Genomic DNA, 17,387 nt, shown 5'->3' on the forward strand with positions numbered 1-17,387 from the left:
GACCCGCACACGCGGGTCGGCCCGTGACGATCCAGGGGGAACCACTGCGTGACGAACACCATCTCGACGTCTGAACCGACGTCCACCCGGCCGCCGTTCTGGCGCAACGTCAGGGTGCTGCGCGTCGTCGCGCAGATCGCCGCCGTCGTCGTCGTGGTCATCGCGATTCGCTGGTTGTTCAACAACCTCACCCGCAACCTCGACGCGGTCGGCATCGACACCGACTTCGACTTCCTCGACTCCCCCGCCAGATTCCAGATCCGGGACTCCAGTTTCGACCCGAACTCGTCGATCCGGGTCCTGCTGCTCAACGGCATCAAGAACACCGCCGCGGTCGCATCGGTCGGCATCGCTCTCGCGATCGTCCTCGGCACCGTCATCGGCGTCGCCCGCCTGTCCAACAACTGGATCGTCCGCAAACTCGCGACGTTCTACGTGGAGACGCTCCGCAACATCCCGCCGGTCGTCGTCATCATCTTCTTCGGTTTCGCGGTCTTCACGTTCGGCCGCTTCCCCCTCTTCAATCCCGCCAATCCGCCGGGCCAGATCAAGGTCCCCGGCACCGACTCCAACTTTCTGATCTACAGCAAGACCCGCCTCGGGCTGCCGTCGGTTGCGACCGGCGACAACAGCGGCGCGTTCTGGTTCATGCTGCTGATCGCGTTCGTCATCGCCGCCTTCGTGTGGCGCTGGAGGACGAAGGTCAACGTCCGGACCGGCGAACCACACCATCGGGTGCTCTACTCGCTCGGCACCTTCTTCATCCTCGGCGGCGCGGCATGGTTGCTGCTCGGCCAACCGCTCACGCCGTCGTTCCCCTCCGTTTCCGAGAGCGGACGTCTGATCGAAGGCGGACTGTCGACGAACGACGGCTACGTCTCGCTGACGCTGGCGCTCGCGCTGTACACCGCCAGCCACGTCGCCGAGATCGTGCGCGGTTCGATCCTCGCTGTTCCCAAAGGACAGAACGAAGCCGCCAACGCGCTGGCCCTGTCGGGCTTCCAGCGCTATCGGTTCGTGGTGCTTCCCCAGGCGGCACGCATCGCGATTCCACCGATCATCAACCAGTTCCTCAACCTCACGAAGAACACGTCGCTGGCTGTCGCCGTGGCCTATCCCGACGTCACCTCGCTGACCCGCACGGCGATCGGCAACGACCAACCGTCACCGCAGATGATCCTGATCCTGATGGGGATCTACCTCTCGTTCTCCCTGTTCATCTCGCTCGTCTTGAACATCGTGAACCGACGACTCCAACTGGCGGGGAGATAGATCATGGGTGCAGCAGGAGAATGGGGCTACACCGTCGCACCGCAGGACGGCGGCGGCGACATCATGCACAGTCTGGCCGAAGCCGACGCGCCGCGGCACGGAGACCAGACACCGAAGGAATGGCTGAAGGCCAACCTGTTCGGATCGATCTTCTCGACGATCTTCACGATCGTGTTCGGCCTGATCGCGCTGTACCTCGGGTACCGCGCCGGCAAGTTCGTCCTCCAGACGGCGCGCTGGGAGCCGGTGCGCGCCAACCTCGAACTGTTCATGATCGGTTTGTTCCCCCGCAGCGAGCGGACCCGACTGGTCGTCCACGCGCTCCTGATCGGTGGCGCCGGCGGACTGCTCATCGGATGGGTTCGCGAACGCTCGCTCGACACTGCAGAACGGGCCGGGCTGACGCGACCGAAGACGTCGATCCGTGAGATCGCCGGGATCTACTGGGGACTCGCCGCATTCATCCTCTTCTCGATGGTGGTCGGCGTGCGCACGCTCGACCCGTGGTTGCTGTTGATCGGCTTCTTCCTCGCCGCCTTCGTCGGGTACGCCTCCACGATCCGCATGAAGTCCGGGATCACCGGGATCCTGCTGAAGATCCTGCCGCTCGCCCCGTTCGCGTTCGCCGGTGCCGTGCTCAGCCTCGTTCCCGACCTCAACAACCAGGGGGCGTACACGATCGCCGCCGCGTTGGCCGTCCTGCTGGCGCTGGTGCGGTTCCTCCACATCCCCGCCCTGGCGCTGAGCGCGGGCCTGCTCGTCGGGTCCGCCGGTTTCATGACACTCAGCGGCACCGAAGGTCTGATGTGGTTGTTCGTGACCGGGTCATTGGCTCCGGTCATCCTGTACCTCGTCGAGGAACGCTCGGACAGCTTGCCGGTGGCGGCCGGCTGGATCGGATCGATCCTCTGTGCGGCGTCGGCGTTCCTGCTCTACACGATGTCCGGGTTCGGACTCGACACCGTCCTCGTCCTCGCGCTCGTCCTCGCAGGAGTGGCCGCAGCCGTGCGTGGAGAGGCCGCCACCGGTGTCCGCATCGGAGCGCTGACCGTGGTCGCGGTGGCCGCCTGGCAGATCGGCCGATTCATCGACCTACCCGGAATCGACTGGGACGAATGGGGCGGCCTCCAGCTGAACATCACCGCGGCCGCGGCGACCACGATCCTCGCGTTCCCGATCGGCCTGTTGCTCGCACTCGGTCGCCGCTCATCACTGCCGGTGCTCCGGTTCATGTGCACGGCATACATCGAGATCTTCCGCGGTGTTCCACTGATCACCCTGCTCTTCATGGCCCAGCTGTTCATCGGCTTCTTCCTCAACGGTCAGAACCTGCCGCTGGTGACGAAATCGATCATCGTGTTCACGATGTTCTCGTCGGCCTACATCGCCGAGATCGTGCGCGGCGGCCTCCAGGCGGTCCCCAAGGGGCAGACCGAAGCAGGTCAGGCGATGGGCATGTCGCCGGCCGCGATCACCAGGCTGCTCGTGCTCCCGCAGGCGCTGAAGGCGGTCATCCCGGCGATGGTCGGTCAGTTCATCTCGCTGTTCAAGGACACGAGCCTCCTGTCGTTCATCGGGATCCCCGAGTTCCTGGGCGTGCGGGACATCGTCCATGCACAGACCGCGTTCCGTGGCTTCGGCATCGCCGAGACGCTCGTCTACGTCGCCTTCGGCTTCTGGGCGATCTCGTTCACCATGTCGCGCGAGAGCCAACGCCTCGAACGCCGTCTCGACACCGGGAACCGATGACCCCGTGCACAACCGGAAGGAATCCTCATGAGCGACCAACCCGCAGCGGAAACCGCCGCCACCGCTTCCGACGCCGCGGTCTTCGCCGACGCGACGCAGATGCTGGGTGCGTCCGGTGAGGTGATGATCGAGGTCACTGGCGTCGACAAGTTCTTCGGCCAGTTCCAGGCGCTGAAGGACATCAACATGCGCGTCGGCAAGCAGGAAGTCGTGGTCGTGATCGGTCCGTCGGGCTCCGGAAAGTCGACGCTCATCCGTTGCGTCAACCGGCTGGAGAAGCACGACCGTGGGCGGATCGTGGTCGACGGCGTCGAGTTGGGCGACGACATCCGCAACATCCAGGAGATCCGCCGCGAGACCGGCATGGTGTTCCAGAGCTTCAATCTGTTCCCGCACCTGACCGTCCTGGAGAACATCACCCTCGCCCCGCGTCAGGTCCGCAAGGAACCGAAGGCCGATGCGGAGGCGACGGCGATGGAATTGCTCGAGCGGGTCAAGATCCCCGATCAGGCTCGCAAGTTCCCCGGTCAGTTGTCCGGCGGTCAGCAGCAGCGGGTCGCGATCGCCCGGTCGCTCGCGATGCGGCCGAAGGTGATGCTCTTCGACGAACCGACCTCGGCACTCGACCCGGAGATGATCAAAGAGGTCCTCGACACGATGAAGGACCTCGCCGAGGAAGGGATGACGATGATCTGCGTCACCCACGAGATGGGGTTCGCCCGCGAGGTCGCCGACCGCGTCGTGTTCATGGCCGACGGCCAGGTCGTCGAGGTCGGCACGCCCGAACACTTCTTCGAGAATCCGCAGGAAGAACGTACGCAGCTCTTCCTGTCTCAGATCCTGTAATTCCGCCCTGGTCGATCGCTTGGGCCGTCAGTCGGGGACGCCGAGGCAGACGGCGATCGGCTTGCCATGGCGGAAGAGGGTGACCGGACCGTCCTCGCTGACGACGAATGCCACCGTGTGGTCGTGGTCCCAGGTGTACCGCGCCGCCGAGCGATGACGCATTCCCGCGTCGAGGTGGATCGCCGACTCCGACGCGATCGAACTCCGCAGACCGACGCCCAACATGCCGATGTCGCCGTCGGCGGACACCAGCGTCGCCAGGTCGGTCTGGCCCAGGACTGCGAAGAGGGCCGGATAGTGGTGCCGCTGGAGAACCGACAGGTTCGGCGAGGGAAGCGCCGCGGACAGGTCGAGCCCATGATCGTCGTGCTCCTGCGGGTTGAGATCGAGCAGGAAGGTCGCGCCGATGCGCGCCGGACTCAGCCAGTGCACGGCGATGTCGAGCAGTCCGAGCAGAAGTGAGCGCGGCGCCTCCGGGACGGCCGTACGGACCGACGGGAGGTACACCCGCGCGGATGGCCGGTGACGCCAGCGATGACCGTTCCATTCGACCACGCCGGTCGGGGTGAACACCCTGGTCACGCCCATCACGGTGCGCTGGACGATCGCCGCGCCCGTCGACTGTTCGATCTCGGCGAGGTCGGCTTCGTACTGAATCGTGCGGCGGAAACACGCCAGCTGCGTGCTGCCGTCGGCTCGACGAACGATGAATGACGAGCGACCGTCCGAGAAGCGACGCGCCTGGTCGACGGACATGTCCATGTCGAGCAGTTCCACGAGGTTGTCGATCTGGATCAGCGACCGCTCCCCTGGCAGGACGAAGGAGCCGTACACGAGGGACCGGTTCTCGAACACCGGGGGTCGCCACGCGTACTCGAGTTCGGTGAGCAGCAGGTCGACCTCGTCGGGCGCACCCGGAAGCGTCACCCCGGAATCGGCAAGTTCCTCGCGCAGCCGCTCGTGGGCTCGCGTCAGCGTCGTCACCCGGTCCAATCTACTTCCGCAATCGACCGGCTCCGAGCGCCGTGGTCGCCGCCGGAGGTCGCCCGCATCGTCGACCGGAAACCCTGTGACACCCCCATGCGCATGATGGTCACATGAACAACACCGTCACTCACATCGAGCGCATCGAGACCCCCGGCGCCCAGCAGCTCGCACTGCTGACGGTGCCCGAATCCACCGAGTTGAAGCCGTCGTCGGCGCACGCCCGGTTCCGGTTGAGCGCCACCACCCGCAAGCGTGGGCTCGCCCACGTCGCGGAGATCCGCCGTCAGCTGGCGCAGTCGCAGGCCGAGCGCGACGCCGAAGACGTGCGTCGCCTTCCGCCCCGCCGGCCGCACGCCGCCTGACCGGCGTCGCCGGTTCAGCCAGCGCTCGGCGCGAGGTCGCGGACGGCCTGCCAGTGATCGAGGTCGGGGTCCAACGGGAGAATGGCGAGCGAGCTCGTCGTCACGCCGTTGTCGAAGTACGACTGGATCTTCGCCCGGCATTCGGCCGGAGAGCCGTGCACGATCAGGTCGTCGACGACTTCGTCGGGGATCTCCGCCAACGCCGCCTTGCGGTCGCCGGCCTTCCACGCCTCCCACATTCCGTGCAGCGCCTCGCCGCGACCCATCCACTCGTGGAATGCTGCATACACGGGGACATTCAGGTAGGCCGCGATCGCGAAGCGGGCCGAGGCCCGAACGACGTCGGCGTTCTCACTCGGACAGCAGAAGATCCGGCAGACGATCTCCTTGTCATCTCCCCCGCCGGCGTCATCGACGATTCCGGCGACCCGGGTCACGTCGTCGGCCGACAGCCAGTTGATGATGGCTCCGTCGGCCTCGCGCCCGGCGAGCCGCAGCATCCCCTCTCGCAGCGCCGCCACCAGGATCGGCGGCTTCTGCTCCGGCCGCACGCCCAAGCGGAAGCCGTTGACCTCGAAGGTGTCATACGACTTCTTCACCTTCTCGCCATCGAGCGAGTCGTGGAGGAATCGCACGACATCGCGCACCTTCTTGTACGGCTCCTCGAACGGGATCCCGTTCCAGCGCTCGACGATCACGTTGCTCGACGAGCCGATGCCGATCGCGAACCGTCCGGGCGCCGCGTCGGCCAGCGAGGCGACGCTCTGCGCGAACAGCGCCGGCGAGCGGGTGTAGGCCGGAACGATGGCAGTTCCCAGACGGAGACGTGGCTCCCACGCAGCGGCCATCGCCAACGGAGTGAACGCATCTGCGCCGTCGGCTTCGGCCGACCAGATGTCGGTGTAGCCGAAATCGGCCAGTTCGTGAAGCTTCGCTTCGTGGGAGTGCAGCGGCCCGGGAAGCGGGACGGTCATGCCGGGACGAGTGGGATGGGCCATCCGCCGACCTTACGCAGGCGCACGATCCTCGACCGATTCAGGCCTCCGGAAGCTCAACCCTTCCAGAAACGGACGATCACCGACTGGCTCGCGGTCGCGAGGAGGGTTCCGTCCTCGGCGAACATCTGGACGAGCCCGTGGGCGAACCCTCGCTCGACCGCGTGGACACGAATGTCCATCAGGACCCAATCGGTCGGCACCGTCCGGCACACCCGCAACGTGTTGTCGAGACTGTTCCCACCACCGCGTCGCCCGAGCGCCTGACCGACACCCATCGGAACGAAGTCGCCGAGGATCGCGAGCGTCGTCGCATCGACGTCGGCGATCACGTCGGGGATCCGCGCCCACATCAGGGTCTGGCCGTCTCCCTGCACCGCCTCGGACGTCTCGAGCGCGAGTTCCTCCCACTCGACACCCTTCACCATCCGTTGATCGAGCTTCTCGGTGATCGTGCCGAGGCTCTCGTCGCTCACGGGGCGCGGCGGCAACGTGTCGGGCGACGGCAACCCGTCCGGCAACGTCTCCCACTGACCGCGCTCGTCGATCGGCCGATCGCCCAGGGCCGCGTTGACCGTGAGAATCTCGCGGTCCGCGACGTGGCACACCGCTCGGGCCTGCGTGATCGCGTGGCCTTCGACGGCGATGGTCACGTCGATGTCGACGACCTCGCCGGGACTCGCATACGACAGGTACTGCGACGTGGCCCACACGCACTGTCGCCCCGACGTTCCTTCCAACGCCGAGATCGCCGCGGCCAGTCCACACCCACCGAACAGGAAGCCCGCACCGACCGAGATCTTCCGCGTGACCGGCAACTTCCACCGGAACCGATTGTGGGTCGGTTCGAGCCCGAGAAACGTCCGTGAGTCCATGCCCGGGCGATGGTAGATCGCCCGCGACGGGTTCGGTACCGTCCACACATGAGCAACGACACCTGGCAGGGCGACGCGGTCGGATTGGTCGAGGCGTTCCGCGCCGGCGACCGGAGTCCCGTCGAGGAACTCGACGCGGTCTACGCCGCGATCGACTCCAGCGACTTGAACGCCGTGTGCTTCACCGACCGCGATGCCGCCCGCTCTGCGGCGGCGGGCGCGGACGTGTCGAAGCCGTTCGGTGGTGTGCCGGTCGGGGTGAAGTCGCTGAACGAGGTCGCCGGGTGGCCGCACGATCACGCGTCCGTCCCGTTCAAGGACGACGTCGGGGAGGTCACGACGACCAACGTGCAGCGGATCGTGGATCGTGGCGGCGCGGTGCTCGCCGCGCAGACCACGTCGAGCGAGTTCGGCGGGGTGAATCTCACCCGCACGGTGCTCCACGGCGCCACCCACAATCCGTGGGACACCGCCCACACACCCGGCGGTTCGTCAGGTGGGTCGGCGGCGGCCGTTGCGGGAGGGGTTCTTCCGATCGCGACCGGTGGCGACGGTGGCGGGTCGATTCGCATTCCCGCCGGGTTCACCGGGCTCGTCGGACTCAAGGCGACGTTCGGACGGATCCCGCTCGGGCCGAGGACCACGTACGGCAACCTGACGGTGACCACCGGGTGTCTCACCCGCTCCGTGCGCGACACCGCCCGGTGGTTCGACGTCACGAACGGACACGATCCGACGGACCCGTTGAGCCTGCCGCGTGTCGACGGCTGGGAGGCCGGTCTCGGATCGCACGCCGAAGATCTCGCCGGATGCAGGGTCGCCGTGGTCCACGACTGGGGCGGCGCCGTCGTGTCGCCGATCATGTGGGAGTTGTTGGACGAGGCTGCGGCGAACCTGATCGACGACTGCAGGATGGTCCGCACCGATGGCGTCGACACCCACGTGCCACGGATGGGAGGCGCGTGGTCGATCTCGGGAATGATCGAGATCCGCGCCCTGCTCGGTGACCGCCTTCCGGACTGTCTCGATCAACTGACCCCCGAGATGGCCTACGGACTCACCTCGAGCGAGGGAAAGTACGGCGAAGAGGGCCGGGCTCGGATCGAACGGAAGCGGATGGAGGTCAACGAAGCGATGGCGAGGATCTTCGATCGCCACGACGGGGTCGACTTCGTGATCACCGCATCGAATCCTGACATCGCGTTCGATGCCGAGGGACCACTTGCGTCGTCCTTCGGCGGGATCGAGGCCGGCGCCGGCAACAACGGACGCCTCACCTTCCCCGCCAACCTTCACGGGAATCCGGCGATCTCCGTGCCGGCGGGTCACGTCGATGGACTGCCGATCGGCCTCCAGATCGTCGGTCGGCACTTCTCCGAACCGCTGCTGCTCGACCTCGCCCTCACGATGGAACGGAATCGACCGTGGCCGCTCGTCGCTCCGAGGACCACCAGTGCGTGATGTGAACGACGTCACGCGCGTTTACGGTGAGGGACCATGAAGGTCGCACTCACCGTCAACGATTTCCTCCGCCGAGCCGAGCTGGTCTACCCCGATCGGGTGGCCGTCGTCGACGAGCCCGACCAGCCCGCCGAAAGTTGGGGTTCGATCGACTATCGCGAGATGGCGCGTCGGGCGCGGGCGATGGCCGCGGGCTTGGACGAACTCGGCATCGGGGTCGGCGAGCGGGTCGCGATGGTCAGCCACAACTCGGCGCGGCTGCTGACCGCCCTGTTCGGGGTCTCGGGCTCGGGACGAGTTCTCGTGCCGATCAACTTCCGACTCGTCGCCGCCGAGGTGCGCTACATCGTCGAGCACTCCGGCGCGCGCATCCTGCTCGTCGACCCGGAGCTGGCCGACGCGCTCGCCGATGTCGACTGCGAACGCAAGCTGATCATCGGCGCCGAGAGCGACGCCGTGCTCATGAAGTTCGACACCGAACCGGTGCCGTGGGAGGCCGACGAGGACGCGACCGCCACGATCAACTACACCTCGGGAACGACCGCTCGGCCGAAGGGCGTGCAGCTCACGCACCGCAACGTCTGGATCAACGCGACGACCTTCGGTTGGCACATGGGCGTGTCGGATCGCGACGTCTACCTCCACACCCTGCCGCAGTTCCACTGCAACGGCTGGGGAATGCTCTACGCCGTGTCGGCGATGGGTGGCCGCCACGTCATCATCCGCAAGATCGACGGCCACGAGATCCTCCGGCGGGTCGAGGAACAGGGCGTGACCCTGATCTGCGGCGCGCCGGCCGTCCTCAACGCCGTCCTCGACGCGGCCGCCGAACTCACGGCGGACGGCAAGGAAGTTCCGGGTCGCGACCGCGTCCGCATCGTTGTCGCGGGCGCTCCCCCGCCGACGAAGACGATCGAACGGACCGAGGTCGAACTCGGTTGGGAATTCGTCCAGATCTACGGGTTGACCGAGACCGCCCCGCTGATCACGATCAACCGGAACCGCGAGGAGTTCGACGATCTCTCACCGTTCGACCGGGCGCAGAAGCTGTCGCGCGCCGGCGCTCCGAGTTTCGGCACCACGATGGCGGTCGACGACGAGGGCGAGATCCTGGCGCGGAGCAACACGGTGATGGAGGGCTACTGGGAGCAGCCCGAGCAGACCGAGGCGGCAATCCGCGACGGGTTCTTCCACACCGGCGACGGCGGCACGATCGACGACGATCAGTACGTCGTGATCTCCGACCGCAAGAAGGACGTGATCATCTCCGGCGGCGAGAACGTGTCGTCGATCGAGGTCGAGGACGCGATCTTCCAGCACCCCGACGTCACCGAGGTCGCGGTGATCGGCATCCCCGACGAGAAGTGGGGAGAACTCGTCACGGCACTCGTCGTGACCACGCCGGGAAGTGACTTGAACGAAGCCGGGCTGATCGCCCACGCGAAAGGATTGCTCGCGGGCTACAAGTGCCCGAAGCGGGTCGAGTTCCGCGACGAGCTCGCTCGCACCGCCACCGGCAAGCTGCAGAAGTTCAAGCTCCGCGAGCCCTTCTGGTCCGACACCACCCGCCAGATCAACTGACCTGCGCGTTGGTGCCTGTCACCAAACGCGCGTCTATTCGAGGGTGGCGTAGGTGGTGCTGCGGTCGTCGGTCGTGGTACCGGTGATCTCGGCAACGCACTCCTCGAGATCGACCAGATAGTCGTCGATGACGCCGGTGTTGGTGTTGCTGACCGTCGAGTGAAGATTGTCGGGCGGCGCCTGCCGATCGTGGTACCAGCCGCGTTTCAGCAGCGCGTCGCCGAGCGCAAATGCGTCGATCCCACTCCCCTCCTCGGCCGCCATCGCGACGAGATGGAACTGGCCGTCGCCCAACACCCGGAGTCCGTCGATCGCCATGATCCCGGCACGCATCCGGTCGGCGTTGATCAACGTCTGGCGGGTCAGTTCGACATACCCATCGATGCCGAGGTGCTGCATGACCGCCCACGCACACGCCATCGGCAGCCCCGACCGAGTCCCCTGCATGTTCGGCGAGGCGTAGAACCCGCCGAGCCAGTCGTCGAACACGAACGTCTGGTAGCTGCGGGACTGCTTCGTGCGATGCAGGATCACCGACACCCCCTTCGGGGCGTAGCCGAGTTTGTGGATGTCGGCCGAAATCGTCGTGACCCCGTCGACCCGGAAATCCCACGGTGTGACGTCGCGCCCCAGTCGCTCCGCGAACGGAAGCACGAAACCGCCCATGCACGCGTCGACGTGGCAGTTCGCACCGACCGAGGCGGCGAGCGCCGCGATCGCGACGATGTCGTCCTGCACGCCTTGCGGGTACTGCGGCGCCGAACCGACCACGATCGCGGTGTTCTCGTTCACCATCTGCGCCATCGCATCGACGTCGGCGGTGAAGTCCGGCCGCACCGGAGCCTTGCGGACCGTCAGACCGAAGTTGTGCGCGGCCTTGTGGAACGCCGCGTGCGCCGTCTCGGCGAGCACGATCTCGGGTTCGGTGATGCCGCGCTCCGCCGATGCCCGCTCCCGAGCCGCGAGCACCGCGCACAGGATCGATTCCGTTCCGCCGCTGGTGAGGAACCCGGCGACGTCATCATCGCCGTGCAGCAGTGACGCCGTCCACCCGACGACCTCGCGCTGGATCGCGGCGAGCGATGGGAACGCCTGAGTGTTCAGCGCGTTCTCGTGGAGGTACAGACGGGCGGCCTCCTCGGCGACGGCATGAACCGACGGCCCGCCGTCGTAGACCATGCCGAAGGTCTTGCCATCCGACCAGCGGACGTCGTTCGCGCGCTTCTCCGTCAGGTCGGCGATGACGTCGTCGACCGAGCGACCCTGCTGCCCCAATGCATCCATCGGTCGAGTCTCGCACGGGCGCGGGTCCACGTGCGCATGTTCGGCCGCTCGAACGCTGGCGCTGGATCCCACGACCGCAGTCCGGGAGGATGGAGAACGTCTTCGCCACGGGTCCAGGTGGAAGGAATTCGGTCACGTTCTCGGCAGTGCGGGAGTACGCGAGTTGAAGGATGATGGGGAACGACACGATGGACACTGCTCGAGCCAGGTTCGACCACATGTTCGCGACCTTCGAGATGCCGATCCGGCGCTACTGCGCTCGACGCGTCGACCACGGTTCGGTCGACGACGTCGTGAACGACACCTTCGCCGTCGCCTGGCGGAAGATCGACCTCGCTCCCGAGGCTGACGCGATCCTGCCATGGCTGTACGGGGTGGCGTACCGGGTGATCCAGCAGTCGTGGCGCACGAACGGACGAATCGCACGACTGCGTACGCGGCTCGAGACGACGGCGGACCGTTCCGTCGGTTCCCTCGACGACGAACTGATCGAGGACGACGAACGTCGCCGGGTGCTCGCAGCGGCCGCGAGCCTCGCCGAGGAGGACCAGGAAGTTCTGCGACTCACACTGTGGGAGGAACTGTCCGCTGCGGATGCGGGCACCGCCCTCGGCGTGAGCGCTGACGCGGCGCGCCAACGCGCCAGCCGAGCCAGACGGCGGCTCGCCGACGAGTTCCGACGCCTCGAAAGCCAGCCGAGCAGCTGGGCGCGCCCGACGAACGAATCGAAGGAGGGTTCACCGTCGTGAGTCACGCACACACCGACGACGAGGTCGCCCAGCTCTTCGCCGCCACGAACCCGACCCGGAGCGACGGTTCGGACAACGTCCAGATCGAGTTCACTCCGATGGCGACATCCCAGGACGATCCCAAACCGCTCGACCTCAGCGAAACCGCAGACGAACCGCGTGCACCATGGGCGCTCGTGACCGGGGTCGCCGCCGCGGTTGCACTCGTCGTGTCGCTCGTCGTCACGACGATCCGCGACGTCGATCAGCCTGCGCCCGCCGACCAACCTGCATCGTCGACGACACCGCGCACGCCCGACAGCGCCGCTCGCTCCTCGGCCGAGACCGACGCGGCCGAGGCGGGGGGCTCGTCCTCGAACGACACGACAGCGGTCCAGCTCGCCATCGCGACGGCCTACTGGGAGGCGTTGGAGGCCGGTGACGAAACCGGCGTCTCGAGCCTCACGAACTCGGCGCTGCCCGACCCCGATGCCGCTCTTCCGGACAGCCGGGCGCAGACGCTCGAAGGCCGGTTCGACTGGTACGAGACCGTCGGATGGCACTGGAACTTGACGGAATGCGAGATCGGGGACTCCGAGAAGATCGAGTGCAGCGCGACCGCACGGAACGCCTGGTCCGAAGCCATGGGCGTCGAACCGATTGCCGGCACGTTCATCGTGCGATTCGGCGACGACGGGATCACCGCCCTTCACGACGAGTACGGCAAGTGGCAATCGCAATGGTCCCAGGCGGTGTACCGACCGTTCCGGGCCTGGGTGTCCGAACATCATCCCGCCGACGCTCGAGTGATGTTCGACTTCACGGTCGACGTGAACCCGGAGATTCTGAGTCTCTACGCGATCAATACCGAACGTTTCGTCGATGCGCAGCAGGAACCGACGCCCGAGCGAGTTGTGTCCGAATAGTAGGTGTCCCTAACATCGGGCGGATGGTGGCGCATCGATTCATCGACGACATCTCCACCATCTCGCAGCAGGCGGACCGGATCGCGCTGATCGACGGCCAGCAGACGGTCACCTACGCCGAGCTGTTCGACCAGGTCCGAGTTCGCCGGGACGACATCGGACTGAACGAACGCTCGCTCGTGATCCTCACCGGCGATCGGACGCTCGACTACGTCGTGACCTATCTCGCCCTCCTCGACGCCGGTCATGTCCCGCTGCTCGCCGGAGACCACGTCGACGCATTGGCGGACGCGTGGGATCCGGCGGCGGTCATCACTGCATCGGCCGACGGCGTCGAGATCGACCACCGCGTCGCCCCGGCAATCGACCTCCACCACGACCTCGCGCTCCTGTTGAGCACGTCGGGGTCCACCGGCAGCCCGAAGCTGGTCCGCCTGTCACAGTCGAACCTGTCGAGCAACGCACGGGCGATCGGCGAGTACCTCGGCCTCGGGCCCGACGACCGCGGTATCACCACGTTGCCGTTGCACTACTGCTACGGACTGTCGATCCTGCACTCCCACCTCGCCGCGGGCGCGTCGGTCGTGCTCACCACCGCCTCGGTCGTCGACCCCTGTTTCCGTCGTGCGCTGTACGAGCACCGGGTGACCGACGTCGCGGGCGTGCCGCACACGTTCGAGATGCTGGAACAAGCCGATCCGCAGCTGCTCGACACTCCGTCGATGCGCATCATCACCCAGGCGGGTGGGCGCCTCGCACCCGACGATGTCCGACGGTGGACGCACCGCGCCGACGACTGGGATGCCGAGTTCTTCGTGATGTACGGACAGACCGAAGCGACCGCACGGATGGCGTTCCTCCCTCCGGAGCTGGCACGGCACCGCCCTGACGCCATCGGCGTCGCGATTCCCGGTGGCGAGTTCTCGCTCCGTCACGACGCCGATCTCGAGCGGCCGGAGGCGGACGATGTCGGCGAACTGATCTACCGCGGCCCGAACGTGATGCTCGGCTACGCCGAAACCCACGCGGACCTCGGACGAGGCGGTGACATCGAAGAACTCGCGACCGGTGACATCGCTCGGTTCCACGCCGACGACGGCGTCTACGAGATCATCGGGCGGAAGTCACGGTTCGTGAAGCCGTTCGGTGTCCGCGTGGATCTCGCGCGCGTCGAATCATCGCTGCCGCAGGACGTCCGAATGCCCAACGGCGTCGCCGTCGGCGGTGACGACCGACGACTCGTCGTCGTGGCGCCCGGGGCCCGCTCTCGAGACGTGGCCGCCGCTGTCGGCAACCTGACCGGACTCCCCGCGAGTCGCATCTCGGTGAACGTCGACCACGAGGTGCCCCGCACGTCGGCCGGAAAAGTCGACTATGCGGCGGTCACGGCGCTGGCGCCGGACACATCGCCCACCGATCCCGGTTCCTCCGTCGCGGCGACGCTGTGCGCTGTGCTGGATCGTCCCGGTGTCGGTCCCGACGACACATTCGTCTCGCTCGGAGGCGACTCGCTCAGCTACGTCGAGTGCTCGATCCGACTCGAACGCATGCTCGGGACGCTTCCGAAGGACTGGCACATGCTTCCGGTCTCCGAACTCGAATCGCTCACCCCGCGAGCGCCGCGCCGATGGGCACGCATGGACACCACCGTTCTGTTGCGCACCATCGCCATCTGCGCCGTCGTCGCGACCCACATGCGACTGAAGTTCGTCCCCGGCGGCGCGCACCTCCTGCTCGCGGTCGTCGGCTTCAACCTGGCCCGATTCATGATGCCCATCGAGTCGACCACGGCACGGGTCCGCGCCGGGCTCCGGACGGTCGGCCGCGTCGCGATCCCCACGGTGTTGTGGGTGGCGGTCGGACTGGTCGCGACGGGCGCCACGTACGGCATCGGGACGTTGTTCCTCGTCAACAACTACATCGGCCCGAGATCGCACGGCGGCGACCACTGGCATTTCTGGTTCATCGAGGTGTTCGTCCACGTCATCCTGCTGACGACCCTGCTCCTCGCGATTCCCGCCGTCCGCCGCGTGGAGCGCCGGTTCCCGTATGCGTTCCCACTGGCGTTGCTGGCGGCGCTCCTCGTCCTCCGCTGGGAATGGGCCTGGCTCGGGGACTGGTACAACCTGCGATTCCGGACCCACGGCATCGCCTGGTTCTTCGCGCTCGGCTGGCTGGTGCAACGGTCGAACACACCGCTGCGACGGGTCGTGACCACCGCATTGTGCGTGGCGCTCATCCCCGGCTTCTTCAACTATCCGCCGCGGGAATGGTTCATCGCGACGTGTCTGATCGCGCTCACCTGGAGCCGCGAGATCCCGATGCCACGGATCGCCGTCCGACCGATCGCGCTCGTTGCCTCGGCGAGCATGTGGATCCTGATCAGCCACTTCACGATCTGGCCGATTCTCACCGACTGGTTCGTGCTTCCGGTCGCGTATGCCGGCACGATCGCCGCCGGTGTGGGGGTCTGGGCGGTGGCCGAATGGTGTACGGCCCGCCTCGTCGAGGCCCGACGGTTCGTCCGAGTACCACGGGCGGCGTCTCGCGACGTCGCACCGTCGACAGAACTCGTCCACGCCTGACGCTCGCCCGTCGCCGTTGAGTCGCGGCCGACTCGACATGTACGTTCGGTGGGATGGCCGACACGACCGTCTACACCGCACGCCGCATCGTCACGCTCGATCCATCGCAGGCGATCGTCGAGGCGGTCGCCGTGCGCGACGGTCGGATCCTGGCGGCGGGGTCGCTCGACGAATGCATGTCGTGGGGACCCCACGACATCGATGAGCGCTTCGCCGATCTCGTCCTCGTTCCGGGAATGATCGAGGCGCACGCGCACAGCTTCGAAGGGGCGTTCGCCCGGCTCCCGTACGTGGGCTGGTTCGACCGTCACCGACTGGGTGGGACCGTTCGGGGGATCCGCACCTACGGCGAACTGATCGAGCGAATCTCCGAGATCGACGCGGAGATGCGCGACAGCGGCGCGGCGGACTCCGATCCGCTCGTCGCCATCGGCTTCGATCCGATCTATTTCCGCGACGAGGAACGATTGACCCGCCATCACCTCGACCAGGTCGACACCGATCGTCCGGTGTTCCTGTTCCACGCGAGCGGCCACCTGGCCACGGTCAACTCGGCGATGCTCGCCGCACACGACATCACGCGTGACTCCACCACGGTCGGTGTGGCACGCGACGCCGACGGCGAACCGAACGGGGAACTCCAGGAGATCCCGGCGATCTCGCTCGCGTCGTCGGCGCTGATGCAGATCCTGCGGGCGATGAACGACCCCGCGTCGATCGAGACGCTCGGCCAGATCTGCGCGAACCAGGGCGTCACGATGCTCGCCGACCTCGCAGCGGCGGGCCTCCAGCGCCCCGAGTCACAGCAGCTGTGGCACGACACCGTCGATCGTGCGGACTACCCGGCGCGCATCCTGCAACGCCACATCGCGGCGTTGCCCCCGGGTGCGACCGACTGGACCGAAGCGGCCGAGCAGATCGTCGCGCTCGGCGAGGCCGACACCGACAAGCTCCGCACCGCCGGGCTGAAGGTGCTGCTCGACGGATCGATCCAGGGGTTCACCGCCAAGATGGGGTGGCCCGGCTACTACACCGGCATCGATCACGGCGTGTGGATGACCGCCCCGGAGCAGCTGCTCGACCTCTGTCGCCCGTTCCACGAACGGGGCATCAACATCCACACGCATTGCAACGGCGATCTCACGATCGACCTGTGGATCGACACGGTCGAGCAGTTGATCCTCGAACATCCCTGGCTCGATCATCGCCACACCGTCCAGCACTGTCAGCTCACCACCGCGGCGCAGTACCGACGGATGGCCAAGCTCGGCATCTGCGCCAACATCTTCACCAACCACATCTGGTACTGGGGGGACCAGCATCATGATCTGACGGTCGGCCCGGAACGGGCCCGCCGGATGGAAGCGTGCCGGACGGCCGAACGCGAGGGCGTGTCGTTCTCCATGCATTCCGATGCCAGCGTCACCCCTCTGGGCCAGCTCCACACGATGTGGTGCGCCGTCAACCGGGTGACGCCATCGGGCCGTGTCCTCGGGCCCGACGAACGGATCTCGGCGGAGTCAGCACTCCGTGCGGTCACGTTGGGCGCGGCGTACCAGCTCCATCTCGACCATGAATTCGGATCGATCGAGTGCGGGAAGGCGGCCGACTTCACGGTGCTCGCCGAGGACCCGTTGGAGGTCGACCCGATGACGATCAAGGACATCGACGTGTGGGGCACGGTCGTCGGCGGACAGCCCCACCCCGCCAACTCGTGAACAGTTCGCGCACGGAGC

Annotated in this window: 14 protein-coding genes; 10 read left to right on the forward strand and 4 right to left on the reverse strand. The window is 66.8% G+C overall.

The window, feature by feature from the left end:
• Positions 1 to 48 precede the first annotated feature (48 nt).
• From ON45_RS15630 to ON45_RS15640, 3 genes are all read left to right on the forward strand, one after another.
• On the forward strand, positions 49 to 1,272 hold the full coding sequence (locus ON45_RS15630) for an amino acid ABC transporter permease (protein WP_083915053.1): 1,224 nt from the start codon (positions 49 to 51) through the stop codon (positions 1,270 to 1,272).
• 3 nt (positions 1,273 to 1,275) lie between these two features.
• A complete protein-coding gene (locus ON45_RS21675) occupies positions 1,276 to 3,021 on the forward strand; it encodes an amino acid ABC transporter permease (protein WP_051063169.1) in 1,746 nt (581 codons plus the stop codon).
• A gap of 99 nt (positions 3,022 to 3,120) precedes the next feature.
• Entirely contained in the window at positions 3,121 to 3,867 is a 747-nt protein-coding gene (locus ON45_RS15640; protein ID WP_040494950.1) for an amino acid ABC transporter ATP-binding protein, read from the forward strand.
• A gap of 27 nt (positions 3,868 to 3,894) precedes the next feature.
• Here ON45_RS15640 and ON45_RS15645 read toward each other — a convergent pair whose 3' ends face one another.
• Positions 3,895 to 4,851 (reverse strand): diadenylate cyclase, encoded by a 957-nt coding sequence (locus ON45_RS15645; protein ID WP_040494941.1) that lies wholly within the window; start codon positions 4,849 to 4,851, stop codon positions 3,895 to 3,897.
• 113 nt (positions 4,852 to 4,964) lie between these two features.
• On the opposite strand from ON45_RS15645, the gene ON45_RS15650 reads away from it, so the two are divergent.
• A complete protein-coding gene (locus ON45_RS15650; RefSeq protein ID WP_040494942.1) occupies positions 4,965 to 5,216 on the forward strand; it encodes a hypothetical protein in 252 nt (83 codons plus the stop codon).
• 14 nt (positions 5,217 to 5,230) lie between these two features.
• On the opposite strand, the gene ON45_RS15655 is transcribed toward ON45_RS15650, so the two are convergent.
• Together ON45_RS15655 and ON45_RS15660 are read right to left on the reverse strand one after the other, a co-directional pair.
• The gene (locus ON45_RS15655; RefSeq protein ID WP_040494943.1) at positions 5,231 to 6,214 is read right to left on the reverse strand and encodes an LLM class F420-dependent oxidoreductase; all 984 of its coding nucleotides are present in this window, start codon (positions 6,212 to 6,214) and stop codon (positions 5,231 to 5,233) included.
• A 53-nt stretch (positions 6,215 to 6,267) separates the two neighbouring features.
• Entirely contained in the window at positions 6,268 to 7,086 is an 819-nt protein-coding gene (locus tag ON45_RS15660) for an acyl-CoA thioesterase (protein ID WP_040494951.1), read from the reverse strand.
• A gap of 48 nt (positions 7,087 to 7,134) precedes the next feature.
• Between ON45_RS15660 and ON45_RS15665 the strand changes: the two genes are divergently transcribed.
• Positions 7,135 to 8,547, forward strand: a complete 1,413-nt coding sequence (locus ON45_RS15665; RefSeq protein WP_040494944.1) for an amidase — start codon at positions 7,135 to 7,137, stop codon at positions 8,545 to 8,547.
• Positions 8,548 to 8,583: 36 nt separating this feature from the next.
• A complete protein-coding gene (locus tag ON45_RS15670; RefSeq protein WP_040494945.1) occupies positions 8,584 to 10,128 on the forward strand; it encodes an AMP-binding protein in 1,545 nt (514 codons plus the stop codon).
• A 33-nt stretch (positions 10,129 to 10,161) separates the two neighbouring features.
• Here the strand turns inward: ON45_RS15670 and ON45_RS15675 are convergent, their stop codons facing one another.
• Positions 10,162 to 11,412 carry a pyridoxal phosphate-dependent decarboxylase family protein gene (locus tag ON45_RS15675; RefSeq protein WP_051063171.1) on the reverse strand — a complete coding sequence of 417 codons (1,251 nt, stop codon included), beginning with the start codon at positions 11,410 to 11,412 and terminating at the stop codon, positions 10,162 to 10,164.
• A 218-nt stretch (positions 11,413 to 11,630) separates the two neighbouring features.
• Here ON45_RS15675 and ON45_RS15680 point away from each other — a divergent pair, with 218 nt between their 5' ends.
• The 4 genes from ON45_RS15680 to ON45_RS15695 are packed head-to-tail and all read left to right on the forward strand — an operon-like array spanning position 11,631 to position 17,369.
• Positions 11,631 to 12,161 (forward strand): RNA polymerase sigma factor, encoded by a 531-nt coding sequence (locus tag ON45_RS15680; RefSeq protein WP_158412447.1) that lies wholly within the window; start codon positions 11,631 to 11,633, stop codon positions 12,159 to 12,161.
• Positions 12,158 to 13,066 carry a hypothetical protein gene (locus tag ON45_RS23160; RefSeq protein ID WP_040494946.1) on the forward strand — a complete coding sequence of 303 codons (909 nt, stop codon included), beginning with the start codon at positions 12,158 to 12,160 and terminating at the stop codon, positions 13,064 to 13,066. The genes ON45_RS15680 and ON45_RS23160 overlap by 4 nt, the downstream gene beginning before the upstream one ends.
• A gap of 23 nt (positions 13,067 to 13,089) precedes the next feature.
• On the forward strand, positions 13,090 to 15,651 hold the full coding sequence (locus tag ON45_RS15690) for an AMP-binding protein (RefSeq protein ID WP_051063173.1): 2,562 nt from the start codon (positions 13,090 to 13,092) through the stop codon (positions 15,649 to 15,651).
• A 53-nt stretch (positions 15,652 to 15,704) separates the two neighbouring features.
• Entirely contained in the window at positions 15,705 to 17,369 is a 1,665-nt protein-coding gene (locus ON45_RS15695; RefSeq protein WP_040494947.1) for an amidohydrolase, read from the forward strand.
• The last annotated feature ends 18 nt before the right edge of the window (positions 17,370 to 17,387 follow it).

This window comes from Ilumatobacter nonamiensis YM16-303 (genome assembly GCF_000350145.1).
Classification (GTDB): Bacteria; Actinomycetota; Acidimicrobiia; order Acidimicrobiales; family Ilumatobacteraceae; genus Ilumatobacter_A; species Ilumatobacter_A nonamiensis.